This is a genomic window from Geodermatophilus sp. SYSU D01176, assembly GCF_054050015.1.
Genome location: NZ_JBJGYN010000001.1, coordinates 42,325 through 66,385, shown reverse-complemented (window position 1 = coordinate 66,385; position 24,061 = coordinate 42,325). Strand labels below are relative to the sequence as shown.

Sequence of the window (24,061 nt, the reverse complement as noted above, 5' to 3'; positions counted from 1 at the left end):
GGCCGGCCGGCATCCCGCCCGCCGCACGGCACGGCGGACGGGATGCCGACGCCGGCGTCAGTGCGCGTGCGGCCGGGCGTGCGGGTGGCCGGTCACCGCCGCCTCACGCGATGCGGCGCAGCCGGGTGATGGTCAGCCCCTGCTCGTCGAGCAGGTTCCCCATCGCGTCGGCGAACTCCACGAGGTGCGGGGTCTGCAGGTGCGCATCGAGGTGCGCGGCCGACTCCCAGTTCTCGTAGAAGAAGAACAGGCCGGGGTCCTCGACCGACTCGTGCAGGTCGTAGTTGACGTACCCCGCCTCCTTGCTGGTCGGCTCGACGAGGGCCTCGAGCGCCTTCCGCAACTGGCCCTCCTTGCCCGGCTTGGCACGCATGTGGGCGATCACGGTGAGCAGGTCGGGTCGCTCGTCGGTCGGTGTGGGCATCCGCGTCTCCTCTCGGCGGGGAGCGGCCGTCGGGCCACGACGACCGCCTCGGAGGCGGAACCTGTACCACCGCAACGGGAAGTGGCCGCAACCGCGTGGCCCCGTCCGCGGGCCCCGGTCAGACCCCGGCGACCCGCGGCGCGACCTCGGTGCCCAGCAGTTCGATGCCACGCAGCAGGTCGGCGTGGGCCAGGCGCGGGTTGGTCATCTGGATCGAGACGCGGTCGACCCCGCCCAGCTGCGCGGAGACCCGCTGCAGCTTGTCGGCGATGGTGTCGGGGTCGCCCATGAAGAAGGCACCGTCGGGCCCGCTGGTCGCGTCGAACTGCGCCCGCGTCGGCTGGGCGAAACCGCGCTCGCGGGAGACCTTCGTGAACATCTCGTGCCAGCCGGGGTAGATCGTGTCGGCGGCGGCTTGCGTGCTCTGGGCGACGTAGCCGAAGACGTGCAGCCCGACCTGCAGCCGCTCCGGGGCGTGGCCGGCCTGCGCCCCGGCCCGCCGGTACAGGTCGACCAGCGGCGCGAACTGGCGCGGCTCCCCGCCGATGATCGCCACCATCAGGGGGAGACCGAGCAGCCCCGCGCGGACGAAGGACTCCGGCGTCCCGCCGACGCCGACCCAGATCGGCAGCGGGTCCTGCAGCGGCCGCGGGTAGACACCCTGCCCGGTGAGCGCGGGGCGGTGCCGGCCCGACCAGGTCACCTCCTCCGAGTCCCGCAGCCGGAGCAGCAGGTCCAGCTTCTCCTCGAACAGCTCGTCGTAGTCCGACAGCGACAGCCCGAACAGCGGGAACGCCTCGATGAACGAGCCGCGGCCCACCACCAGGTCCACCCGGCCGCGCGAGAGGAGGTCCAGCGTGGCGAACTGCTGGAAGACGCGGACCGGGTCGGCGGCGCTGAGCACGGTGACCGCGCTGCCCAGCCGGATCCGGGCGGTGCGCGCGGCCGCGGCGCCCAGGATCACCGGCGGCGCCGAGTCGTAGTACTCCGGGCGGTGGTGTTCACCGATGCCGAAGGAGTACAACCCCACCTCGTCGGCGAGGGCGATCTCCTCGAGCAGGTGCGCCATCCGCTCCTCGGGACCGATCCGGCGCTCGGTCGAGGGGTCGGTCACCGCTGCGACGAAGCTGTCGACGCCGACGTGCACGGCAGTCCTCCTCGGGGGTCGGGGCCGCCACCGACGACGGTCCAGTGTTCAACCAGTCAACCAGGCGGGGGTCCTGGCCCCGCGGTCACCGGCGTCCCCTCCCACCGGCGCGCCGTCCACCCCCGCCGTCGTGTCGCGGCTGAAGCGGTTGACCGCCTCTCCCGCCGCTCACCATGCTGGCGCGGTCCGGCACGACCCGCCCCCGACCAGCGTCCCGACCCGCACGCCGCGAGCGCGCACCCGGGGAGTGCGGGGCCGGACACCGGCGGGGGCGGACGCGGCCCGGGCCCGCCTCCCCGGGACGGCGTCGCCCTCGATCGACCGGTCGCTGCCCGGTGACGTGCGCACGTCCGTGCCCCCTGCCCCGTCCCGGGAGTGACCGCATGCACCCCAGCCGCCCCGTCCCAGCCGCGACCGGTGCGGACGGCGCCTTCACCCACCGGCAGGTGCTGACCGTCCTGGCCGGCCTGATGACGGCGATGTTCCTGGCCGCGCTGGACCAGACGGTCGTGGCGACCGCCGTCCGCACCGTCGCCGACGACCTGCGGGGCTACGACGTGCAGGCCTGGGCCACGACGGCCTTCCTGGTCACCTCGACCATCTCCACCCCGCTCTACGGCAAGCTCTCCGATCTCTACGGACGGCGGCCCTTCTACCTGTTCGCCATCTCGGTGTTCGTCCTCGGCTCGGTGCTCTGCGCCCTCGCCGGGTCGATGTACCAGTTGGCGGCCGCCCGGGCGGTGCAGGGGATGGGCGCCGGCGGGTTGCTGTCGCTGGCCATGGCGATCATCGGCGACCTGGTGTCGCCACGCGAACGACCGCGCTACCAGGGCTACATCATGGCCGTCTGGGGCAGCGCGAGCGTGCTCGGCCCGGTCGTCGGCGGCTTCCTCGCCGGCCAGGCGTCCCTGCTGGGCATCGACGGGTGGCGGTGGATCTTCCTCGTCAACGTCCCGCTGGGCGCGCTGGCCTTCGCCATCGTCTCCCGGGTGCTGCACCTGCCGCACGAGCGACGCGAGCACCGCATCGACTGGCCCGGGGCGCTGGCCCTGAGCACCTGCGTCGTGCCGCTGCTCGTCGTCGCCGAACAGGCCCGCAGCTGGGGCTGGACCTCCCCGGCGACGCTGGCCTGCTGCGCGCTCGGCGCCGTCGGGCTCGTCCTCTTCGTGGTGGCCGAACGCGCGTACGGGGACGACGCGCTGCTGCCGCTGCGGCTCTTCGGCAACCGCAGCTTCACCGTCACCGCCCTGGGCAGCGTCGTGCTGGGCGCGGGGATGCTGGGCGGTCTGCTGCTGGTCCCCCAGTACCTGCAGATCGTGCACGGCTCGAGCGCGACCGCCGCAGGCCTCCAGATGCTCCCGCTGGTCCTGGGGATCATGGTCGGGGCCAGGAGCTCGGGCGTCGTCATCTCCCGGACGGGCCGCTACCGGCACTTCCCGCTGCTCGGCGTGGCGCTGATGGCCGCGGCCCTCGCCGGTCTCTCCCGGGCCGCCGGGGCCGACACGCCCTACTGGCTGCTCGTGCCGTTCCTGGCGGTGTTCGGCGTGGGGGTCGGCTTCACGTTCCAGCCGGTCGTCGTGGCGGTGCAGAGCTCCGTGCCCCCGTGGGAGATCGGGGTGGCGACCTCCTCGGTGACCTTCTTCCGCCAGATGGGCGCCACCGTGGGTACCGCGGCGTTCCTCGCGCTGCTGTTCGCCCGGCTGCCCGGTGCGGTCGACGGCGCGGTGCAGGAGGCCGTCCGCGCCGACCCGGGACTGGCACCCCGCCTGCAGCCGCTGGAGGGGGTCGGCCAGGACCTGTCCGACAGCTCCTTCGTCCAGCAGCTCCCCGACGCGGTCGCCCAGCCGTTCCGGACCGGCTTCGCCGACACGGTGGGGCTGGTGCTGCTCGTCGTCGCCGGGGTGGTCGCCCTGGGCACGGTCGTCTTCCGGTTCCTGCCCGCGCTGACGCTGTCCACCGAGTCGGGCATCGAGGCGCGACGGAACGCCGCCCGGGCCGGCGGGCCGCCGGCCGCTGCGGGGGCCGCCGCGGCGCCCGCCGTGCGGGCGGCGGCCACGCCCCGTCGGCGGCTCGACGTCAGGGAACGCCTCGTGGCCGCCACCGCCACGCTCGGGGTCCTCCTGGGGCTCGGTGGGGTGGCGTTGGGTTCCGCGGCTCCCACGGCCGACGGGGACACCGCGGTCGCGGCCGGGCCGGCCGGTGACGCGCCCCCGGCGCCAGCTCCGCCCGGCCCGGCTCCCGGGACCGGCTCGGCCGGGGCGGGCGAGTCGGTCCCGGACGGCGGAGGGGCCGGTGAGCCGCAGTCGAGGTCGCAGCGGTCCACCGAGGTGGACGACGGCGAGACGTCGAGCCCGCCGCGACGCCCCGCATCGCGGACGACGGCGGCCCTGCCGCCTGCGCCCCAGATGACGGCGCCCGGGACACCCGGCGGGACAGGCACCGGCACGAGCACCGGCGCCACGGGTGCCGGGACCGGCAGCCCCCCGGCGAGCGGGTCCACCAGCACCCCGGCCGGGACGTCGGCCGCAGTGCCGAGCCCGACGCCCAGCCGGACACCCACACCCACACCGACGCCGGCGGTCACGCCGACGCCGAGCCCCACGCCGACGCCGAGCCCCACGCCGACGCCGAGCCCCACGCCATCGCCGACACCGACACCCACCCCCACGCCCACCCCCACGCCCACCCCCACGCCGTCGCCCACCCCGACGCCATCGCCCCCTGCCACGCCCACGCCGACACCGACACCCACCCCGACGTCGACGCCCACGCCCACCTCGACGCCGACCCCGACGCCATCGCCCCCTGCCACGCCCACGCCGACACCGACACCCACCCCGACGTCGACGCCCACGCCCACCTCGACGCCGACCCCCACGGCCACGCCATCGCCCACGCCGACACCGACGCCCACCTCCACTCCGACACCCACCCCCACGCCCACCGACACCGCGGGACCGACGGAGACGGAGACGCCCGCGACCGGCACGAGCACGGCCACCCCCTGACCGGCTGCTCGTCGCCACGGGTCGCGGCCGTCCACCTCGGAGGCACGGCGAGTTCCCGCGGACGGTTCCTCGCGCCGGCGTCCCGCTCGGCGCGCGGCCGGCGCAGCGCGGTCCCCTCTCAGGCGGCACAGGCGGGCACAGGCGGCCGCCCTGTGCTCGGCGCCGCCGACCCAGCCGTGCACGCGAGCGGTGCGGACACCCGAGTGCCGGAACGGAGACGGCCGTCGCCAGGTTGCCGTGACCCAGCGCACGCCCGGCCCGCCGTCGTCCGCCGCTACGACGGGCTGATCCACGGCTTCTTCGCCATGGGCGCCCTGTCACCGGCCGCGCAGGCCGCCGTAGACGAGAGCTGTGCCCGCTTCGGGGAGTTGCTGCGCGACTGAGCCGCGCGCCCGCCCGCGCGGGCGGCGGCGGGGGGTCACCCCCGGGCGTAGCGCGAGTACGTCACGCCGTTGCGGAAGCCCAGGTGCTCGACCAGCCGGAGCCGGCCCTCCGCGGTGCCGTCGGGGAACAGCCGGCGGCCGCGGCCCTGGACGACGGGATGGGTGAACAGCCGGTACTCGTCGACCAGCCCGGCGCGATCAGCGTGTGGCAGAGGGTGATGCTGCCGGTGACCACGATGTCGGTGCCCCCGCTGCTCCTCGAGGCGCGCACCCGCCCGACCGGGTCGCCGGTCAGCACGGCGGTGTGCTGCCAGCCGGGCTCGGTGAGGGTCGAGGAGACGACGTGGTTCTGCACCCGGTCCAGGTAGGCGCTGCAGCCGGTCAGGTCGTCGGTCCGCCCCGGCCAGTGGCCGCGGAAGTCCTCGGACGTCCGCCGGCCCACGAGCAGGGCGTCGGCGCGCTCGTCCTGGCGGTGGACCTCCTCCAACAGGTCCGAGTCGTCCGCGTCGTCCTGCCCCTGCGGGCGAACCCGGTCGCGAGCAGCTCGACCGCGCCGTCGACGGTGGTGTTCTGGGTGATCGCGAGCGTGCGCACGGTGCCTTCCGGGGAGCGGCGTCCTCGTGATACCGACCCGGCGGGGCCGTGGACCCATCGGCGTCAGGGGCGCCAGGCCGGCCGGTAGTCGGGGTGCCCCGAGTACGGCAGCGCCAGCAGTGCCAGGGCGAGCGCGGCCAGCTGGTGCTGGTCGGTCGGCGGGAGCGGGAAGTCCAACCCCTCCGGACGGGCGCCGAGCAGCCGCAGGTCCGGCCGGGTGTCGCGGCAGGCCAGCACCAGCCGCCGCTTGGCCGCGCACTCCACGAGCACCCGCACCGGATCGTGGTGCGCGACATGGCCAGTGGCACCCTCCGGCGCGGTCACACCGCCGTCCCACGACCCCCCGCCGGTGGCCTGCGCGGCCTCCGACGCCAGCCGCTGGTCCTCCGCGATGCGGGCCAGGAGGAAGCCGTCGAGGTCGGGTTCGAGGTCCGGTTCGAGGCCGGGCTCGGCGTCCATGGCGCCATCCTGCGCCGCAGGCGGGCGCGCCGGTACCGGCTGCGGCTCCCCGCGGTCCTACGGTGGCCAGCCGGGTCGGCGCCACCCCGGTACGGGGCGTGGGCGTCGGCGTCGCCGGCAGCCCGCCGCCGCTCGTCGCCGTCCAGGCGGCCTGGTCGCTGCTGCTGGCGGCCGCGGCCCCTCGTGCGGCTCGGCCGGCGGCGCGCGACCCGGACGTGAGGCCGCGCTGGACCAGGCCGCCGCGACGGGACAGGATCGGCGGGTGAGCCGCATCAACGACGTCGGTGGCATGATCGGGTTCCCCGCGATCGTCGAGGAGCCCGACGAGCCGGCCTTCCACGCCGACTGGGAGGCGCACGTGCTCGCCCTCAACGCCGCGCTGATCCGGCGCGGCGTCTACAACCTCGACGAGTTCCGCGACGCCATCGAGCGGATGGAGCCCGCGGCCTACCTGTCGAGCTCGTACTACGAGAAGTGGTTCACGGCCATCACCACGCTGCTGGTCGAGAAGGGTGTGGCGACGCCGGAGGAGCTCGCCGTCCGCGGGGGCGACCACGATGCCTGACCGCTTCGCCCCCGGCGACGCGGTGCGCACCAGCACCGCCGACCCTTCGTGGCACACCCGGCTGCCCCGGTACGCCCGTGGCGCCGTCGGCCGGGTGGTCGAGCTCGCCGGGCACCACCCGCTCGCCGACGACCGGGCCCGCGGGCGGCCGGGGACGGCGCAGGCGGTCTACCACGTGCGGTTTCCCGCCGCGGACCTGTTCGGCGACGGCGACCACGCCGTCACCGTGGAGCTCTGGGAGGACTACCTGGAGCCGGCCGACGACCAGAGGAGGACACCGTGAGCGGCGACCACCACGGCAGCTCGGCGATCTCCGAGCGGGTCCGGCACGTCGAGGCCCTCCTGGAGGCGCGCGGCCTGGTCGACGAGGGCGAGATCGACCGGCGCATCGACGAGTTCCTCGCCGGGGGCTCGCCGGCCAACGGCGCCCGGGTCACCGCGCGCGCCTGGGTGGACCCCGGCTTCCGGGACCGGCTGCTGACCGACGCCAACGCGGCGATCCGGGAGCTCGGGCTGTCGATGGCCGGCGGCCTGCAGGAGCAGCGGCTCAAGGTCGTCGCCAACAGCGCTGACGAGCACAACGTCGTGGTCTGCACGCTGTGCTCCTGCTACCCGATCGCGCTGCTCGGCCCGTCCCCGTCCTGGTACAAGAGCGAGGCCTACCGCTCCCGGGTCGTGCGGGACCCGCGCGGGGTGCTGGCGGAGTTCGGCCTCGAGCTGCCGGCCGGGACCCGCATCAGCGTGTGGGACGCCAGCGCGGAGTCCCGGTACATGGTGGTCCCCCGCCGGCCCGAGGGCACCGATGGGATGTCGGAGGAGGAGCTCGCCGCGCTGGTCACCCGCAAGGGCCTGATCGGGACCGCCGCCGTCTGACAGCCCCGCGGGTCAGCCGGAGCCCTCGCGCAGGAGGTTCTTCTGCACCTTGCCGGTGGAGGTCTTCGGCAGGTCCCCGTAGACGAACCGCTTGGGCACCTTGAACCCCGCCAGCCGCGACCGCACGAAGGCCGCGAGCTCCTCGTCGGTGACCTCGCTCCCGGGCCGCAGCGTCACGTGCGCGACCGGGACCTCGCCCCACTTGTCGTGGGGCTCGGCGACCACGGCGGACTCCAGCACGGCGGGGTGGGCGTCCAGGACCCGCTCGACCTCCACCGAGGAGATGTTCTCGCCGCCGGAGATGATGATGTCCTTGCTGCGGTCCCGGATCTCCAGGTAGCCGTCGGGGTGGACGACGGCGAGGTCGCCGGTGCGAAACCAGCCGGGTCCGCCGTCCGGCCCGGGCAGCGTCGCCTTCGCCGTCGCCTCCTCGTCCTGGTAGTAGCCGAGCATGACGTCGTTCCCGCGGGCGACGATCTCCCCGATCGTCTCCCCGTCGCGGGGGACGTCGGCGCCGTCCTCCCCCACCACCCGGAGCGGCTCGGCGACCACGTTCGCGACCCCCTGCCGGGCCTTGAGCTCGGCCTGCCGCTCGTCCGGGAGGTCGTCCCACTCGGGGTGCCACTGGTTGACCGCCACCGGCCCGTAGGTCTCGGTGAGCCCGTAGAGGTGGGTGACGTCCATGTTGAGCGCGGCCATCCGGGCCAGCAGGGTCGGGGTGGGCGGCGCACCGCCGGTCTGCACCGCGACCCGCGGGGAGACCGGGCCGGCCTCCGCCTCCTCGGCGTTGGCGATCATGGTGAGCACGGTCGGCGCCGCGCTGAAGTGGGTGATGCCCTCGCTGCGCAGCAGCTGCCAGATGCGGGCGGGCTCCACGCGGGGCAGGCACACGTGGGTGGCGCCGCCGGCGGACACCGCCCAGGGGAAGCACCAGCCGTCGCAGTGGAACATCGGCAGCGTCCACAGGTACTGGCTGGTGGGGCCCAGCCCGGTGTGCAGGGCCATCGCCAGTGCCTGCAGGTAGGCGCCGCGGTGGCTGTACATGACGCCCTTGGGCCGGCCGGTCGTGCCGGAGGTGTAGTTGAGCGCCAGCAGGCCCCACTCGTCCGCGCACGGGCGCGCCAGGGGCTCGGCCGGGGCCAGGAGCTGCTCGTACTCGTCGCCGGCCAGCACGACCGGGACCCCCACCGCGGTGGCGACCTCGGTGGCGGTCGTCGCGAACACGGCGTCCGCGACGAGGACCGCGGCGCCGGAGTGCCGCAGGATGTACTCCAGCTCGCCGGTCGTCAGCCGGGTGTTGAGCGGGACCAGCACCGCCCCGGCCCACGGGACGCCGTTGTGCAGTTCGAGCATCGTCGAGCTGTTGGTGCACAGCGCGGCCACCCGGTCCCCGGGCGCGACGCCGCGGGCGGCCAGGGCCCCGGCGAGTCGACGGGAGCGGTCGGCGAACTCGCGGTAGGTGAACCGCCGGTCGCCGTCGACCACCGCGGTGCGCTCGGGGAACACCCGCGCCGAGCGCTCGAGGAAGGCGGTCGGGGTCAGCTGGGCGGAACTGAAGGTCGCCACCTGGTCTCCTCAGGGCGCGGTGCGGGACGGTCCTGCGTGGCTGGATTCTCCGCACGCTCGCGCGCTCCCGCTCGCCGGGCGTCGGCCCGTCGCGTCGAGCGGGGCCGTCCGCGGTGCACCGTCCCGCCGCCCCACGCGTGGCCCCGTGGCCCTCGCGGTGGGCGACCCCCCGTGACGGGCGGTGTCCAGTTCCGGACTCTAGGTGAATGCGATGGGCGCCCGTCAAGCGCGACACGGGTCCGTCCGGCGAGTGGGCAGGTCAGCGCCGGGGGTGTGTTCGCTCACAGGCCATGTCCGCGCCGCGAGGTGCGTGATCGGGAGCGCCGTGGTCACCTGGGGCGGCGCGAGCGACGGCGGCACGAGGAACGGGAGGTGCCGTGGGACGGGTCCACCTGCTGGCCACCGGGGGCACGATCGCCAGCCGGCGCACGGACGGCGGGCTGTCGGCCACCACGCCGGCCGCCGAACTGCTCGCCGCGGCCGGGCCGCTGCCGGGCCTGGAGGTCACGGTCAGCGACCTGACGACGGTGCCGAGCTTCGCGCTCACCGGCGCCGACGTGCGCGGCCTGCTCCGCGAGGTGCGCCGGCAGCTGGTCGACGGCGTCGACGGCGTCGTCGTCACCCACGGCACGGACACCATGGAGGAGTCGGCGTTCCTGGCCGACCTGGTGCACGGCGACCCGCGCCCGGTCGTCTTCACCGGCGCGCAGCGGCCGTTCGACGCGCCGGCCCCCGACGGCCCGGCGAACCTCGCCGACGCGCTCCGGGTGGCCGCCGCCCCCGCCGCCCGGGACCTCGGCGCGCTGCTCGCCTTCGACGGCCTGGTCTTCGCCGCCCGCGGGGTCCGCAAGGTGGAGACCCTGCGCGGCGCGGCCTTCGGCGCCCCCGGCCGCGGACCGGTGCTGCGGGTGACCGGCGGCACCGTCGTCCCCCTCGGCCGGCCGCCGCGGCTGCCCGCGCTGCCGCTGGACCTGGACGCCGACCTGCCGCGCGTCGACGTCGTCGCCTGCGCCCAGGGGTCGGACGACGCCCTGCTGCGCGCCGCGGTCGCGGCCGGAGCCGCGGGGGTCGTGCTGGAGGCGTTCGGGGCGGGCAACGTCCCGCCGCCGGTGGCCGCGGCAGCGGCCGACCTGGTGGCGGACGGAGTGCCGGTGCTGGTCTGCTCGCGGGTGCCGTCGGGTCCGGTCGCGCCGCTGTACGCCGGGGGCGGGGCGAGCCTGGCGCGCGACGGCGCCCTGCTCGGCGGCGATCTGAGCCCGTGGCAGGGACGGCTGCTGCTGGCCGCTGCCCTGGCACTGGAGCCACGCGACCCGGGGCGGGTCCTCGCCGATCGGCTCTGACGCACCGACCACATCGAGAGGGGAAACGCAGCATGGCCAAGGAGATCTTCGTGTCGTTCGGCGTCGACATCGACGCCGTCGCCGGGTGGCTGGGGTCCTACGGCGGGGAGGACTCCCCCGACGACATCTCGCGCGGCCTGTTCGCCGGCGAGGTGGGGGTGCCGCGCATCCTCGAGCTGTTCCGCCGCGAGGGGCTGACCCAGACGTTCTTCTGGCCGGGGCACTCGATCGAGACGTTCCCGGAGCAGTTCGACGCCTGCGTGGCGGCAGGGCACGAGATCGGCCTGCACGGCTACAGCCACGAGAACCCGATCGCGATGACCCGCGAGCAGGAGTCGGCGGTGCTGGACCGCTGCATCGAGCTCATCGAGAAGCGGGCCGGACGGCGGCCCACCGGGTACGTCGCGCCGTGGTGGGAGTTCTCCCCCGTCACCAACGAGCTGCTGCTCGAGCGCGGCATCACCTACGACCACTCGCTCATGCACCGGGACTTCGAGCCGTACTACGTCCGGGTCGGCGACAGCTGGACGAAGATCGACTACTCGCAGCCGGCCGAGACGTGGATGCAGCCGCTGGTCCGCGGGCGGGAGACCGACCTGGTGGAGATCCCCGCGAACTGGTACCTCGACGACCTCCCGCCGATGATGTTCGTCAAGACCAGCCCGAACAGCCACGGGTTCGTCAACCCGCGCGACATCGAGCAGATGTGGACCGACCAGTTCGACTGGGTCTACCGCGAGCAGGACTATGCGGCGTTCACGATGACCATCCACCCGGACGTCGCCGGGCGGCCGCAGGTGCTGATGGCGCTGGAGCGGGTCATCGCGCACATCAAGGGGCACGACGGCGTCCGGTGGGCGACGTTCGACGAGATCGCGCAGGACTTCCTGCGCCGCTCGCCCCGCCCGGCCTGACCTGGTGTGCGGCGCCTGCGGCACCGGCCGGGCGGCCGCGCCGTGGGAGGACGTGCTGGCCGGGGCGGGACCCGCGCACCGGGCCGCCCGGGCCGCGGCCGCCGGCCGGCTGCTGACCGGCCGGCGGTTGCGCGTGACGCCGTGGCGCGGCGGCTACCTGCTGACGACCGCCACCGGAGCAGCCCGCCCGGTCGCCTCGCTCGACGAGCTCTGGACGGCCGCGCCGCGGCCCGCTACCGGGGAGCCGCGCTGGGCCCGCGCGCCCGCGCCGCCCGGTTGGGACCTGCAGGCGGCCGTCGTCTGGGTGTCGGCGGCGGCCCGGGCCGGCACGCTCACCGCCGCGGCGCTGCCCGGCGGCCGCGTGGTGGAGTTCCGGGACGGCCGCGCGGCACACGTCGCCCCCTCCTCCGGGACGGCGGAGGTCGGCGTCCGCGGGCGGGAGCCGGAGGCCGCGCTCGCCCACCTCGTCGCCTTCGCCGGCCACCGGGGAGGTGGAACGACCGGACCACGCCGGGATCGGTGAGCCAGCGCGGCGGGCGGCCCTCACCGGCGTCGGAGCCGGTCGGCGCGCGGACGCACGCCGGCCCTGGCCGGCCGGTGCACCGATTTCCCTCTGCCCTCGGCGACCTGCCCGGCGCGCGTGCCGCCCTTCCCCGTGGCGGCGGAGCCGGCGTACCTGCGCTCGACGACGCGACGCCGGAGGTGCCGCTCCCGGACGGCGGCGCGGTGCTGGTGCCCCGTCCCAGGGATCGCGCAGCCGGCCGAGGGGGCGCACGCCGCGCGGCTGCCCGCCCTGGCCGTCGCGGACGTCGCAGCGGGGACACCGACGTGACAGGGGTGGCACCCGCACCAGAGAATCCCCCGGGAGCGGGAGGCCAAGCCTGCGGCGACGACCGCCAGACCCGGGGGGGCCACCGTGGGACGAGGACTGCCGGAGCCGACGGGGATGCGCACGACCGGGACGCCCGTGCAGAACCCCCTGACGCTCGTGATGCCGATCAAGTCTCCCGAGGACCGTGAGGGCCTTCAGGTCGCGATCGAGAGGCTGCAGTCGCTGCCCCGCGAGGAGAACCCGATCATCCAGGCCTTCGAGGCGCTTCGCACCGTCCACTTCGCCCGCCTCGTGTTCCTGGACGACACCCGGCTCGCCCTGATCACCACGTACGATGGCGACTTCGACCGGTACATCAACGACTTCGTCGACCACATCGGACCGGTCTTCGACCTGCTCCTCCAGTTCATGGCCGACCCGCCGCCCATTCCAGTGCAGAGTCACCCCCACGAGTTCCTGGACTACGTCCACCGGCACGACCTGGGGTGCCTGCCTCCGTTCTACAGCGCCTACCCCGACCGGACGGTGCTGGACATCCGCGCCGACGAACTCGGTTGACCCGTGGGGACGATGGAGAAAGTCCCCACGGTCGACCTGTCCGACATCCAGGGCCTGGTGGTCCGCGGCTACGGCATGCCCACGGCGTGCCACCTGCTCGTGCGGGTCGACTCCGCTCCCGATGCCCGCGCCCTGCTCGGACAACTGGTCGACGGCACCCCTGGGCGGCCGCAGGTCACCACGGCGACCTCGTGGCGGGACAAGCCCGAGTCCTGCCTCAACGTGTCGGTCACCGCCGCGGGGCTGGACGCACTGGGCGTGTCCCCGCAGCAGGCCGGTTTCCCGGAGGACTTCACCCAGGGCGCTGCAGCCCGCGCAGACCTCGCAGGGGACGTCGGACCGAACGACCCCGCTCACTGGCGGCCGGTGTTCACCGACCCCGGATTGCACCTGGTGTTCTCGTTGTCCGGGCAGTCGCGGCAGGCCCTCGAACGGGCCGAAGGCGACCTGTTGGCCGGGACGGCACCCGGGCTCGCCGTGCTGGACCGCCTGGTCTGCGACCGGCTGCCCGGCCGGGTCGACCACTTCGGCTACACCCAGGGGATCTCCCAGCCGACCATCGACGAGGCGCCACCGAGCGGTGCGCCGGACCACATGCCCGAGGCGCCGACCGGCGCCTTCCTCCTCGGCCACCCCGGCCCGCACACCCGGTACAGCTACCCGGTGCCACAGCCGGAGGCGCTCGGCCACAACGGAACCTATGCGGCCTTGCGTGTGCTCGCGCAGGACGTCGGCGCCTTCCGGGAGATGTTGTCCGAGCAGTGCGAGCGCACCGGCATGTCCGAGGAGCTCATCGCCGCGAAGCTGTGCGGACGGTGGCGCAACGGGACACCGCTGGCCCTCTCCCCCGACTCCCCGAGGCCACTCCCCCGCCAGCAGCAGAACGACTTCGACTACGCCGGCGACGTGCGCGGCGACCGTTGCCCGGTCGGGGCACACGTCCGGCGCATGTACCCGCGGAATTCGCAGGTCGCGGGAGGCCGGCCGCACCAGCGCCGCATCATCCGCCGGGGCCTGACCTACGGGCCGCCGTACGACCCCGACCGACCGGACGACGGATACGAACGCGGCATCGTGGGCCTGTTCATCGGGGCCAGCCTGACGGATCAGTTCGAGTTCCTCGTGGGCGAGTGGGGTCGGAACGGTCTGTTCGCGCCGGGCCTGGGCCGGACGCAGGACGCATTCCTCGGCTCCGGCCGACCCGACGCGGCGACCGCCCCGGCGGAGACGGACGGCGCAGCCGGCACCTTCCTGCTGCGCCGTGCCGGCGTGGGCACCAAACTCACCGACCTCCCCCGCCTGGTTACGACCCGAGGTGGTGCCTATTGCTTCATGCCGAGCCTCACGGCCATCCGGTACCTCGCCACCCGCTGAGCGGGCCGCTGACGGCTCCGGGTCAGCGATCGTCACGTGCCCGAGGCATCGCCCGCGTGCAGTCCACCAGCATCTGGACCAAGCAGCCGACGCCGCCGGGCCTGCAGATCCCGGTCGGGTCTACTGGTCCCGCTCCTGGCCGGGGACCTGTTCAGCGACGGCACGCTGCTGACCATGCGGTTGTTCGCCATCACGCAAGACCAGAGCGCCGCACGTCGGCTCGTACGTATCCCTGTGGACCGTCCAACCATCGGGCCACACTCGGCGCGCGTACGTGCCGCTCCGGTTCATCTCCTCGTCGTCGAGGTGGAGGACGCGCACCGCGTCGAGTGAAGCACCGTTCAAGAACCTCACGTCCGTGAACCGGGCGTCTGCGGAGAAGGTCGCCCGCCCGAACTGGGCGTGGCCGTCGAACCTGGCCCGGTCGAACACGATGCTCCCGCAGAACTCCGTGTCGGTGAACGAGGCGCCGCCGCGGAAGGTCGCCCCGGTGAACCACGCGTCGCCAGCGAACACCGCGCCGCCGAACCAGGCGCCACCGGAGAAGGTCGCCCCACCGAGTCCGGCGTTCCCCGAGAACGTCGCGCTGTCGAACCCGGCATCACCGGCGAACTCCGCATCGTCGAACCCTGCATCGCCGACAACGGTCGCCCCGTCGAACCCGGCATCGCCGGAGAACGTCGCTTGGACGAACCAGGCGCGGCCGGAGAACTCCGCCTGGTTGAACCTGGCGCGGCCGGAGAAGGTCGCCCCCTCGAACTCGGCGTCATCGGCGAAGGTCGCACCCTCGAACGAGGCATCCCCGGAGAAGGCCGCCCGACTGAACTCGGCCCGGCCGAAGAAGGTCGCCCCGCTGAACTCCCCCTGGACGACCGATGCGTCCGAGAACGACGACTCGTGCAGGGTGGCGCCGGTGAGGTCCAGGTCGATGCCCGGCCAGAACCGCGCTCCGGGGGATGCCTCGAGGGTCTGGGCCTCCTCGCCGGACATGCCGGCGGGGCGGTGCAGGTGCTCAGCGAGGAGACGTTGGGCGGCCCGGCGGACCTGCAGTTCCTGGGCCGCATTCCGCGCGTCGGTGCGGGATGCCGGGCTGGCGCTGACCGTGGCGCCCGACCCGTCCTGCTCCGCTGGTGTGTGCGGCATCCGCAGGTAGGCGCAGAGCACGTCGACGACGGTCTGGCGTCGCTCGGGGTTGTCCTGAGCGAGGCTCTCCAGGGAGTACAGCGCGCCCAACCGGACCGGGGCTTGTTCGTGGCCGAGCTGCGCGACCGCCTTGGTGTAGGTGTCGGTGACCTGAGCGGCCAGGTTGAGCGCGTAGGTCCGGTCCTGTTCCCTCCCCCGCTCCTTCTGTTCGCGCTGGCTCTGCTGGAAGGTGCGGTAGCTGACGATCAGGCCGCCGGCTACAGCGAGGCCGCCGACGGCCTGCACGAGCGTGGCGCGGACGTCGCTCTTCGCCTTCAACTCCTGCTCCGCGGTGACGCCGCTGTTCGGGTGCCGGGTCAGGAGCCACGGGCCGCCCCAGAGGACGATCAGGACGAGAACGCCGGCGGCGATGGTGGCCAGTAGCCCCCGCCAGCGTCTCGGTATCCGCTGCCACCACGTCGCCACGGGTCCCCCTGGAGTCGGCCGGGCTCCGAGCAGTATCGCGATGCCCACCCGTAGCGGTCGACAGGTGCGAGGACGGCCGGCGCCACCCCGTCGGACACGTCACCGGGCACCCGCTGAGGAGGCATCGAGTGCACCGGACCGACCGGGGAGCCACCCCATGCCCGTCCCCGGGACCCGGCTGGAGCAGCTCGGCGCGTCCCGCAGGGCCTCGTCGTCATCCCGACCGACAGCGCCACCCCGGAGCAGCGCGCGGTACGCCGCCTACGTCGAGGCCGTACCCCGCGGACGACGGCGCCGCAGGAGCCCTCGCGACGGCTCTTCGCCCGCGACCTGCTCGGCAGCTCCGAGATCGCCGAGGCCCGCCACGCCCACGCCGGCGTGCGCGAGGTCCCCGAGGTCGTCTTCGCGCTGCCGTTCGACTTCGCGGCCGAGGACTACGTGCAGATCCTCACCGACACGGCGACCCGGCCCGGTCCGGCACTCGGCCGGCGCCCGGCCGGCTGACCGCGCCCGGGCGGCGGAGGAGCACGCGGACACCCGGGCGGGTGGAACCGGTATGGGTGATCGGATGGTGCGCCATCCAGCAGGGGTGACCGTCGCCGGCGCACCGGGCGGCCCCGTGCAGGAGTTCCCCGCGGGAGTTCCTCGCCGACCTGCTCGACCGGTACTCCGGGCGGGCGTTCGCCCTGGCCGGCCGGATCGTCCGGGACGACGCGCTCGCCGAGGACGTCGTCCAGGAGGCCCTGCTCGCCTACTGGCGCACGCCGTCCTCCTACGTCCCGACGCGCGGCGCCTTCGGGCCGTGGCTGCTGGCGCTGGTGCACCACGAGGCCGTGGACGCCGTGCGCCGCGAGTCGCCCCAGCAGCGGCTCGCCGCGGCGGTCGGGCACCTGGCGCTCACGCAGCCGGCCACCGCCCTCGACGTGGCCGACCTGGCCGCCGTCCGGTCCACCGCCGGGTCGGTGCGGGCGGCGGTCACGGCCCGGGCCGCCGCCGTCCCCACGCCCCGGAAACCCGCGGGCTGACCGGCCGGCGCGCCGGGCGCGCCGGCCGGGTGCCTCACGCCATCTCGGGGACGCGCAGGTGCGCCACGGCCAGATCGAACTCGGCCACCTCGGTGATCGTGGAGCCCATCGCCCGGCTGAACTCCTCCCGCAGCGCGGCGCCCTGCTCGCGGGCCCGTTCCATGGCGGTCCGGTCCTCGTAGGTCACGGCTGCCACGCCACGCAGGCTGCCCCGGTCGACCAGCAGGCTGACGCTGCAGAAGCCGGGCAGGTCGTCGAGCCTGGGCAGCAGGCTCATCCGGAAGGCGTCGACCATCCCGTCGACCCGGCCGGGCAGGACGTCGCTCCAGATCACCCGGACGCAGGCCGCCTCGCCCGGCGGCCGGGAGCGGTGGAAGACGGCGATCTCCCACTCGGCGATGTCCACGGCGTCGGCGCGCAGCACCTCGGCCAGCTGCCGCCGCAGCTCCGTGACGTCGTCCGCGCCGGCCCGCATCGCGTCCTCGGTGGCCCAGGCGGTGGTGACGATGCACCGCCCCGCCGCGCGGTCGGCCAGCATCGACATCCCGACGCAGCCGTCCATCCGCTCCAGCCGGGGCCAGACGTCGCTGCGGGCGAAGGCGATCCCGTCGTCCACCGCGCGCGGGTCGCCGCGGACGGTGGTGGTCCTGGCGTACATGCCGGTCCTCCTCCCCGGCGGTACCGGGCGGCACCGCCACGGAGGGGAATGTCCTCGCTCGCGCCGGGGTCGGCGGGAACCGCGGGGTCCTGGGCCCGGCGTACCGGGACCGGGCGCGGCGCGTGCGGACCGTGCGCATGCCGCCGGGCACGCATCGGGCGGTTCGTCGTCCTAGTCGACGGGACCCGGCCCCGGGACGACCGGGACGTCGAGCCGCACCTCACCGGCCGTCGCGAAGGTGAAGGTGACCGGGACGGTGTCGGTGGTCGCGATCGGCGCGGTGAGGTCCTCGAGCTGCATCCGCACGGTGTCGGTGACGGCCTCCACCTGGCCGCCGGCCGGCAGCTCGATGCCGTCGGCGCTCGGCGCGCCGGACTCGTCGAACAGCTGGACCGACCCCGCCGCCGGGGTGCTGACGCCGACCAGCCGGTCGGCCTGCTCGGCGTCGTTGGTCAGCACACCCCGCAGCGGGACCGACGCCCCTGCCTCGACGGTGTCCTCGGCGTCGAGGAAGACGTCGTCCAGCGAGACCTCGCCGACCGTGCCGTCGACGCCCGCGACGTCCGGGGTCTCCTGGGCGGTCTCGGCCTCCTGCCCGGCGTCGCAGCCGCCGAGGACCAGCAGGCCGACGGTCACCCACGCAGCGAGAGGAGTCCGTCGCACGGGAGCGGACGATCCCGCGCCGAGCGGCCCGGCACCAGGGGCGGGGGTCCCTGCCCGGACGCACGCGCAGCGATGACCGCCCGCCCCGAGCGCAGCGACCCACCGGAGCTCGGCAGCAGCGGTTGCCGAGCGGACCGCACCGGCCGGGGCCCTCCCCATCATGGCCCGGTGGTCAGCGAGACCGACGTCGCCGGGCGGAGCGCCGGACAGCGCGCGCACCGGCTGGCCAAGCTGCAGGCCCTGCGTGACCGCGGCACCGCCGCCTACCCCTACCGCTGGCCCCCGGACGCCACCGCCGCCGGCATCCGCGCGGCCCACCCGGACCTGGCCCCCGACGTGCGGACGACGGACCGCGTGCGGGTCGCCGGGCGCCTCGAGCTGGTCCGCCGGCAGGGCTGGCTGACCTTCGCCACGCTGCGCGACCGCACCGGCGCCATCCAGCTCTACGTCGACAGCTCCGTCCTCGGCGCGGACCGGCACGCCGAGTTCGACGACGTCGACCGCGGCGACTGGCTCGGCGCCGAGGGCACCGTGATGACCACCCGGACCGGCGAGCTGTCGGTGTGCGTCGAGGACTTCGCCGTCCTCGGCAAGGCGCTGCGCGCGCCGCCGCCCGAGCACGCCGGGCTGACCGACGTCGAGACCCGCTACCGGCAGCGCTACGTGGACCTGGAGGTCAACGAGCGCACCCGGCAGGTCTTCCGCATCCGGCACGCCGCGGTGCGGGCCATCCGGCGGCACCTGGAGGACCTCGACTTCACCGAGGTCGAGGGGCCGGTGCTGCAGACCATCCAGGGCGGGGCCAGCGCGCGCCCGTTCGTCACCCACTCCAACGCCCTCGACCTGGACCTCTACCTGCGGATCGCCCTCGAGCTGCACCTCAAGCGGCTGATCGTCGGCGGCCTGGAGCGGGTCTTCGAGATCGGCCGGGTCTTCCGCAACGAGGGCGTCGACACCCGGCACAACCCCGAGTTCACGCTGCTCGAGGCCTACCAGGCCTTCGGCGACCTCACCGACATGATGGAGCTCACCGAGGGGCTCATCACCGCCGCGGCGCGGGCGGCCCTCGGCGACGACCTCACGGTCCACTCCGCCGGTCACAGCATCGACCTGGCCGCGACGCCGTGGCCGCGCAGGCGCTTCGCCGACATGATCGCCGACGCCACCGGCGCGCAGATGCACCCGGGCATGCCGATCGACGACGCCCGCGCGGTGCTCGACCGGCTGGGCATCCCGTACGAGGCCTCGTGGGGCGCCGGCCGGCTGATGAAGGAGGTCTACGACGAGAAGGTGCAGCACTCCGTCATCGGCCCGGTGTTCTGCGTCGACTACCCGCGCGAGGTCTCCCCGCTGGCCCGGGTGCACCGCGACGACCCCGCCTACGTCGAGCGCTTCGAGCTGATCGTCGCCGGCTTCGAGCTGTGCAACGCCTACTCCGAGCAGAACGACCCGGTCGAGCAGCTCGCCGCGTTCGAGGCCGAGGCCCGCGCCAAGTCGCACGGCGACCCGGAGGCCGGGGACGTCGACCTGGACTACGTCCGCGCGCTGGAGTGCGGCATGCCGTGCACCGGCGGGCTGGGCATCGGCATCGACCGGCTGGTGATGCTGCTGGCCGGCGTGGACTCCATCCGCGAGGTCATCCTCTTCCCCACCCTGCGGCCCGAGGTCCCGGGCACCGGCCCGGACGGCGCGGTGCGCCCGCTGGTCGCGCCCACCCCGATCCCGGCCGGCGGTGGAGCCGGCTCCGACGGCGCGGGGACGGCGGAGGGCTCGGTCGTCGCGCTGCCGCCGATGGCGCCCTCCTCCGGCCCCATCCCGCCGGCGCCGCCGACGGCCGCCCCGCACCCGCTGGCGGTGCGGGTGCTGGCCGCGGGAACCGCGCTGTCCGGCGTCCTGCAGCTGCTCACCGCCCTGCCCGTCGTCCACGAGCGGCTGGTCGGCCGGGGCGCGGCGTTCGGCCCGCTGTGGCTGCCGGTCAGCGGTTCCGTCGCCTCGGTGCTCATCGGGCTGCTGCTCCTGCTGCTCGCCGACCAGCTGGCCCACCGCAAGGCGCTGGCCTGGCAGATGGCGGCGGCCCTGTCCGCCGTCGGGGTCGTGGCCCACGTGGTCAAGGGCCCGCACCCGGTCGCCGTGGCGCTGTGCCTGGCGCTGCTGACCGCGCTGGTCAGCTACCGGACGGCGTTCCGCGCCCCGGCCGACCCGCCGTCGCTGCTGCGGGTGCTGCGGTTCGTCCCGCTGTACCTGGCCGGGGTGCTGCTGTTCGGCCTGGCCGCGCTGTGGGCCGAGCGGGCGCGGATCGACCCGCCCCTCACCCCCCGCGGGGCGCTGCAGACGGTGTTCACCGGGCTGGTCGGGATCGACGGCCCCTACACCTACGGTTCGCGGTTCTTCGCGGCGTTCTACCCCGCGGCCCTGCTCGCGCTCGGCGTCACCGGGCTGGTCGTGCTGGCGGTGCTGCTGTTCCGGCCGCTGGCCGCCGCCCGCCGTCCGCACACCGAGGACGACTGGGCGCACGCCGAGCGGCTGGTGCACACGTACGGGTGGGACACCCTCGCCTACTTCGCCCTGCGCGACGACAAGACGTTCTTCTTCTCGGAGGACGGCGAGGCCTTCCTCGCCTACACCTACCTCGGCGGCTACGCCCTGGTCTCCGGCGACCCGATCGGCTCCCGCGAGTCCGTCCCCCGCGTGCTCGACGAGTTCCTCGCGATGTGCGACGAGCGGGCCTGGACGCCGGCCCTGCTGGCCGCACGGGAAGCGAGCATGCCGCTGTACGCCTCGCGCGGGTTCAGCGCGTTCTACCTCGGCGACGAGGCCGTCATCGACTGCCGCCGCTTCACCCTCGAGGGCCCCGGGCGGAAGGGGCTGCGCGGCGCCGTCCGGCGGGTCGGGCGGACCCACCGCTTCCGGCTGGTCGCCGAGACCGACGCCCCGCCGGCGCTGGTCGACCAGCTCAACGCGATCAGCGCCCGCTGGCGCGGCAAGCACCCCGAGCGCGGCTTCACGATGTCGCTGTCGCAGGACGTCCGCGGCGCCGGCGCGGACCCCGGGTTCCTGCTGTGCGTCGCGGAGGACGCCGACGGGAGACCCGGTGGCTTCCTGCGGCTGGTGCCCGCCTACGGGCCGTCGTTCGGCTACACGCTGGACCTGATGCGCCACGACCCGGACGCGCCGAACGGGATGACCGAGTTCCTCATCGCCTCCACCGCGACCGCGCTGGGCGCCCGCGGCGTGACCCGGCTGTCGATGAACTTCGCGATGTGGGGGCGGCTGTTCGCGGACGACGTCCCGTTCACCCCCGCCCAGCGCGCGGCCCGCTGGGCGGTCGGCGCGCTCAACCCGTTCTTCCAGATCAGGTCGCTGCACGACTTCAACGCCCGGTTCGACCCGGAGTGGCTGCCCCGCGTCCTGGCCTACCGGCACCGCGCCGACCTGCCGCGGGTGGGGCTGCGCTACGCCGGCGCGGAGGGCTTCCTCGCGCTGCCCGGGCTCGGTGAGCTGCTGGTGCCCAAGGCCGTCGGCGGCGTGCCCTCGCCGTCGGCGCCGGAGCGGCGGTCGGCGGCGTGACCCGGCCGGGCGCTCCGGCCCGCCTGGGCGTCCTGTCGCCGGCCACGGTGGTGGTCTCCCTGCCACCGTTCGTCTTGGCCCTGCTGGAGCGCCGCCGCGCCGCCGTCCCCGGGTGAGCCGGCACGGCGGCGGTCACCACGTCGGCGTCGGCAGACTGAGCCCATGACGGCGACGACCTCACGGGTCCAGACACTGGGTGGGCCGGCGCTGTTCGTCCTGCTGTGGAGCACCGGGTTCGTAGGGGCCAAGTACGGGCTGCCCTACGCCGAGCCCTTCACCTTCCTGAGCCTGCGCCTGGGCGTGGCCGCCGTCCTGCTCGGCGTCCTCGCCGTCGCGCTGCGCTCGGCTGCCATGGCCGCCCGCCCGCAGTACGCCCGCGCCTCGGTCGCCGGGCTGCTGCTGCACGGCGGATACCTGGGCGGCGTCTTCTACGGCATCTCGCTGGGCGTGCCCGCCGGGGTGTCGGCGGTGGTCGTCAGCCTGCAACCGGTGCTCACCGCCGTCCTCGCCGCCAGCGTGCTCGGCGAGCGGCCGACGGCACGCCAGTGGCTCGGGCTGGCGCTGGGCGTCGCCGGCGTCGCGCTGGTCGTCGGCCCCGGCATCGCGGACGCCGGCGCCGGGCGGCTCCCGGTGGCCGGTGTCCTCGCCTGCCTCGTCGCACTCGCCTCGGGGACGCTCGGCACCGTCTACCAGAAGCGGCACGGCGACCGCATCCCGCTGGTCTGGGGGACGACGGTGCAGTACGCCGCGGCCGCGGCCGTGCTGCTGGCGATCGCCGTGGCGACCGAGGACCTGTCGATCCGGTGGACCGGGGAGTTCACCGCCGCGTTCGTCTGGCTGGTGCTGGTCCTGTCGATCGGCGCCGTCCTGCTGCTGCTCCTGCTGCTCCGTCGAGGCACCGCCGCGGGGGTCTCCAGCCTCTACTACCTGGTTCCGGTGGCCACCGCCGTCGAGGCGTACCTGCTGTTCGGCGAGCGGGTCGGCGGGCTGTCGCTGGTGGGGATCGGGGTCACCGCTCTCGGGGTCGCGCTGGTGGTGGCGCCACCGCGGAAGCGGTGAGGAGCCGGTCCTGACCGGGCCCTCCGGGCTTCACCGCGAGGACCTGGTTGACGCCGACCCGGTGCCGCTCGAACGCGAGCGCCGATCCCGCCAGGTAGAGCCGCCACACCCGGGCCCGGCCCGGTGAGGACAGCCGGACCGCCTCGTCCCACCGGCGCTCGAGGTTGCCCACCCAGGCCCGGCAGGTCAGCGCGTAGTGCCGGCGCAGCGCCTCGACGTGGCAGACCTCGAAGCCGGCCTCCTCGAGGACCCGCACGTGGGTGGCGAGGGGCTGCAGCTCGCCGTCGGGGAAGACGTACCGGGTGAGGAACGACCGGCGGTCGGGCCGCTCGGGACCGGCCGCCGGGCCGCGCGCGATCGCCTGGTTGAGGAGCCGGCCCCCGGGGGGCAGCAGCGCGGCCAGCCTGGCGGCGTAGCGCGGCAGCTGGGCCAGGCCCACGTGCTCGGCCATCCCGATGGAGGCGATCGCGTCGAAGGGGCCGTCGGCGACCTCGCGGTAGTCCTGCAACCGGACCTCGACGCAGTCGGCGAGCCCGGCCTCGGCGACGCGCCGGCGGGCCAGCTCGGCCTGAGCCGTCGAGATGGTCACCGCGGTCACCGACACGCCGTACCCGGCCGCCGCGTGCAGGGCCAGCGACCCCCAGCCGCACCCCACGTCGAGCAGCCGCATCCCCGGCTGCAGCCCGAGCTTGCGGCAGACCAGGTCGAGCTTGGCCTCCTGGGCCTGCTCCAACGTCGCCGTCGGCTCGGGGAACCAGGCGCAGCTGTAGACCAGCGAGGGGCCCAGGAGCAGGCGGTAGAAGTCGTTGCCGACGTCGTAGTGGTGGCTGACGGCGTTCCGGTCCCGACGGAGCGAGTGCCGGCTCCCGCGCAACCGGGCCTCCTCGGGCGGCGGCGCCGGGGGGAGCCCGAGCACCCCGAGCCGCAGCAGGGGGCCGGCCAGCCGCGCCAGGGCCCGCCGGTCCAGCTGCAGGTCCGGGCGGGACGGCAGCTCGTCCGCGACGCCCAGCGCCGCGTAGAGGTCCCCCTCGACGTCGAGGTCCCCGCTGACGTAGGCGCGGGCGAGCCCCAGCTCCCCGGGCGCGTGGACCAGGCGGCGGACGGCCCGCGGGGAGCGCACGACCAGCGTGGGAGCACCCTCGACGACGGTCTCGGAGTCGTCCCAGCACCGCACCGACAGAGGCAGCGGCGCTCCCAGCAGGAGCCGACCGAGTTCGTCCACCACCTCGGCGGCCCGGCGGCGAGTCACGGCTCGACCCTGGCACAGCGATCCCGCAGCGCGGGCGTCACCGCCGCGCCGTCCTCCGCTCCTCGTGCAGAACACGGGCGAACCGGAACAAGTCGTCCGTAAGTCATCCGTTTCCCGCCCGCGCCTGGGGCTAAGAGACGTCCCGTTCCGGGGGGTTCCGGCTCGAACAGCGTGGCCGGGCCCCTCCCACCCGGC

Annotated in this window: 23 protein-coding genes; 14 read left to right on the top strand and 9 right to left on the bottom strand. The window is 75.0% G+C overall.

Annotation, left to right across the window (positions count from 1 at the left end; genetic code table 11):
* Positions 1 to 103 precede the first annotated feature (103 nt).
* Complete coding sequence (locus tag ACI78Z_RS00340) at positions 104 to 424, bottom strand: putative quinol monooxygenase (RefSeq protein ID WP_457034515.1); 321 nt, start codon at positions 422 to 424, stop codon at positions 104 to 106.
* Between the two features lie 118 nt (positions 425 to 542).
* Positions 543 to 1,571, bottom strand: coding sequence for an Atu2307/SP_0267 family LLM class monooxygenase (locus ACI78Z_RS00335; RefSeq protein WP_457034514.1), 1,029 nt, complete (start codon positions 1,569 to 1,571; stop codon positions 543 to 545).
* Between the two features lie 383 nt (positions 1,572 to 1,954).
* On the opposite strand from ACI78Z_RS00335, the gene ACI78Z_RS00330 reads away from it, so the two are divergent.
* A complete protein-coding gene (locus ACI78Z_RS00330) occupies positions 1,955 to 4,579 on the top strand; it encodes an MDR family MFS transporter (RefSeq protein WP_457034513.1) in 2,625 nt (874 codons plus the stop codon).
* Positions 4,580 to 4,782: 203 nt separating this feature from the next.
* A complete protein-coding gene (locus tag ACI78Z_RS00325; protein ID WP_457034512.1) occupies positions 4,783 to 4,962 on the top strand; it encodes a hypothetical protein in 180 nt (59 codons plus the stop codon).
* Positions 4,963 to 5,023: 61 nt separating this feature from the next.
* On the opposite strand, the gene ACI78Z_RS00320 is transcribed toward ACI78Z_RS00325, so the two are convergent.
* On the bottom strand, positions 5,024 to 5,449 hold the full coding sequence (locus ACI78Z_RS00320; protein WP_457034511.1) for a dihydrofolate reductase family protein: 426 nt from the start codon (positions 5,447 to 5,449) through the stop codon (positions 5,024 to 5,026).
* A 170-nt stretch (positions 5,450 to 5,619) separates the two neighbouring features.
* On the bottom strand, positions 5,620 to 6,015 hold the full coding sequence (locus ACI78Z_RS00315) for a DUF6221 family protein (RefSeq protein ID WP_457034510.1): 396 nt from the start codon (positions 6,013 to 6,015) through the stop codon (positions 5,620 to 5,622).
* 262 nt (positions 6,016 to 6,277) lie between these two features.
* On the opposite strand from ACI78Z_RS00315, the gene ACI78Z_RS00310 reads away from it, so the two are divergent.
* Genes ACI78Z_RS00310 through nthA form a run of 3 tightly spaced genes read left to right on the top strand, consistent with a single transcriptional unit; the run spans position 6,278 to position 7,453 of the window.
* Positions 6,278 to 6,580 carry a hypothetical protein gene (locus ACI78Z_RS00310; protein ID WP_457034509.1) on the top strand — a complete coding sequence of 101 codons (303 nt, stop codon included), beginning with the start codon at positions 6,278 to 6,280 and terminating at the stop codon, positions 6,578 to 6,580.
* Positions 6,573 to 6,863, top strand: coding sequence for an SH3-like domain-containing protein (locus ACI78Z_RS00305; RefSeq protein ID WP_457034508.1), 291 nt, complete (start codon positions 6,573 to 6,575; stop codon positions 6,861 to 6,863). Before ACI78Z_RS00310 ends, ACI78Z_RS00305 begins: the two co-directional genes overlap by 8 nt.
* Positions 6,860 to 7,453 carry a nitrile hydratase subunit alpha gene (gene nthA / locus ACI78Z_RS00300; protein WP_457034507.1) on the top strand — a complete coding sequence of 198 codons (594 nt, stop codon included), beginning with the start codon at positions 6,860 to 6,862 and terminating at the stop codon, positions 7,451 to 7,453. Before ACI78Z_RS00305 ends, nthA begins: the two co-directional genes overlap by 4 nt.
* A gap of 12 nt (positions 7,454 to 7,465) precedes the next feature.
* Here the strand turns inward: nthA and ACI78Z_RS00295 are convergent, their stop codons facing one another.
* Entirely contained in the window at positions 7,466 to 9,019 is a 1,554-nt protein-coding gene (locus ACI78Z_RS00295) for an acyl--CoA ligase family protein (RefSeq protein WP_457034506.1), read from the bottom strand.
* 377 nt (positions 9,020 to 9,396) lie between these two features.
* Here ACI78Z_RS00295 and ACI78Z_RS00290 point away from each other — a divergent pair, with 377 nt between their 5' ends.
* The 5 genes from ACI78Z_RS00290 (at position 9,397) to ACI78Z_RS00270 (ending at position 14,037) form a co-directional block, all read left to right on the top strand.
* Entirely contained in the window at positions 9,397 to 10,359 is a 963-nt protein-coding gene (locus ACI78Z_RS00290) for an asparaginase (RefSeq protein WP_457034505.1), read from the top strand.
* A 32-nt stretch (positions 10,360 to 10,391) separates the two neighbouring features.
* Positions 10,392 to 11,273, top strand: a complete 882-nt coding sequence (locus tag ACI78Z_RS00285) for a polysaccharide deacetylase family protein (RefSeq protein WP_457034504.1) — start codon at positions 10,392 to 10,394, stop codon at positions 11,271 to 11,273.
* Positions 11,274 to 11,277: 4 nt separating this feature from the next.
* Positions 11,278 to 11,796, top strand: a complete 519-nt coding sequence (locus tag ACI78Z_RS00280) for a hypothetical protein (RefSeq protein WP_457034503.1) — start codon at positions 11,278 to 11,280, stop codon at positions 11,794 to 11,796.
* Between the two features lie 423 nt (positions 11,797 to 12,219).
* Positions 12,220 to 12,663 (top strand): hypothetical protein, encoded by a 444-nt coding sequence (locus ACI78Z_RS00275; protein ID WP_457034502.1) that lies wholly within the window; start codon positions 12,220 to 12,222, stop codon positions 12,661 to 12,663.
* A 12-nt stretch (positions 12,664 to 12,675) separates the two neighbouring features.
* On the top strand, positions 12,676 to 14,037 hold the full coding sequence (locus tag ACI78Z_RS00270; RefSeq protein ID WP_457034501.1) for a Dyp-type peroxidase: 1,362 nt from the start codon (positions 12,676 to 12,678) through the stop codon (positions 14,035 to 14,037).
* 120 nt (positions 14,038 to 14,157) lie between these two features.
* On the opposite strand, the gene ACI78Z_RS00265 is transcribed toward ACI78Z_RS00270, so the two are convergent.
* On the bottom strand, positions 14,158 to 15,645 hold the full coding sequence (locus tag ACI78Z_RS00265) for a pentapeptide repeat-containing protein (RefSeq protein WP_457034500.1): 1,488 nt from the start codon (positions 15,643 to 15,645) through the stop codon (positions 14,158 to 14,160).
* Between the two features lie 378 nt (positions 15,646 to 16,023).
* Here ACI78Z_RS00265 and ACI78Z_RS00260 point away from each other — a divergent pair, with 378 nt between their 5' ends.
* Positions 16,024 to 16,149: a hypothetical protein gene (locus tag ACI78Z_RS00260; protein WP_457034499.1), complete on the top strand. Its 126-nt coding sequence runs from the start codon at positions 16,024 to 16,026 to the stop codon at positions 16,147 to 16,149.
* Between the two features lie 149 nt (positions 16,150 to 16,298).
* Complete coding sequence (locus ACI78Z_RS00255; RefSeq protein ID WP_457034761.1) at positions 16,299 to 16,670, top strand: sigma factor; 372 nt, start codon at positions 16,299 to 16,301, stop codon at positions 16,668 to 16,670.
* Positions 16,671 to 16,704: 34 nt separating this feature from the next.
* Here ACI78Z_RS00255 and ACI78Z_RS00250 read toward each other — a convergent pair whose 3' ends face one another.
* Together ACI78Z_RS00250 and ACI78Z_RS00245 are read right to left on the bottom strand one after the other, a co-directional pair.
* A complete protein-coding gene (locus ACI78Z_RS00250) occupies positions 16,705 to 17,328 on the bottom strand; it encodes a hypothetical protein (RefSeq protein WP_457034498.1) in 624 nt (207 codons plus the stop codon).
* A 171-nt stretch (positions 17,329 to 17,499) separates the two neighbouring features.
* On the bottom strand, positions 17,500 to 17,964 hold the full coding sequence (locus ACI78Z_RS00245; RefSeq protein ID WP_457034497.1) for a copper chaperone PCu(A)C: 465 nt from the start codon (positions 17,962 to 17,964) through the stop codon (positions 17,500 to 17,502).
* Positions 17,965 to 18,159: 195 nt separating this feature from the next.
* Here ACI78Z_RS00245 and lysS point away from each other — a divergent pair, with 195 nt between their 5' ends.
* Positions 18,160 to 21,558, top strand: a complete 3,399-nt coding sequence (gene lysS / locus ACI78Z_RS00240) for a lysine--tRNA ligase (RefSeq protein WP_457034496.1) — start codon at positions 18,160 to 18,162, stop codon at positions 21,556 to 21,558.
* Between the two features lie 162 nt (positions 21,559 to 21,720).
* Entirely contained in the window at positions 21,721 to 22,617 is an 897-nt protein-coding gene (locus tag ACI78Z_RS00235) for a DMT family transporter (RefSeq protein WP_457034495.1), read from the top strand.
* Here the strand turns inward: ACI78Z_RS00235 and ACI78Z_RS00230 are convergent.
* Entirely contained in the window at positions 22,568 to 23,866 is a 1,299-nt protein-coding gene (locus ACI78Z_RS00230; protein ID WP_457034494.1) for a class I SAM-dependent methyltransferase, read from the bottom strand. The two genes, ACI78Z_RS00235 and ACI78Z_RS00230, sit on opposite strands and share 50 nt — an antisense overlap.
* Between the last annotated feature and the right edge of the window lie 195 nt (positions 23,867 to 24,061).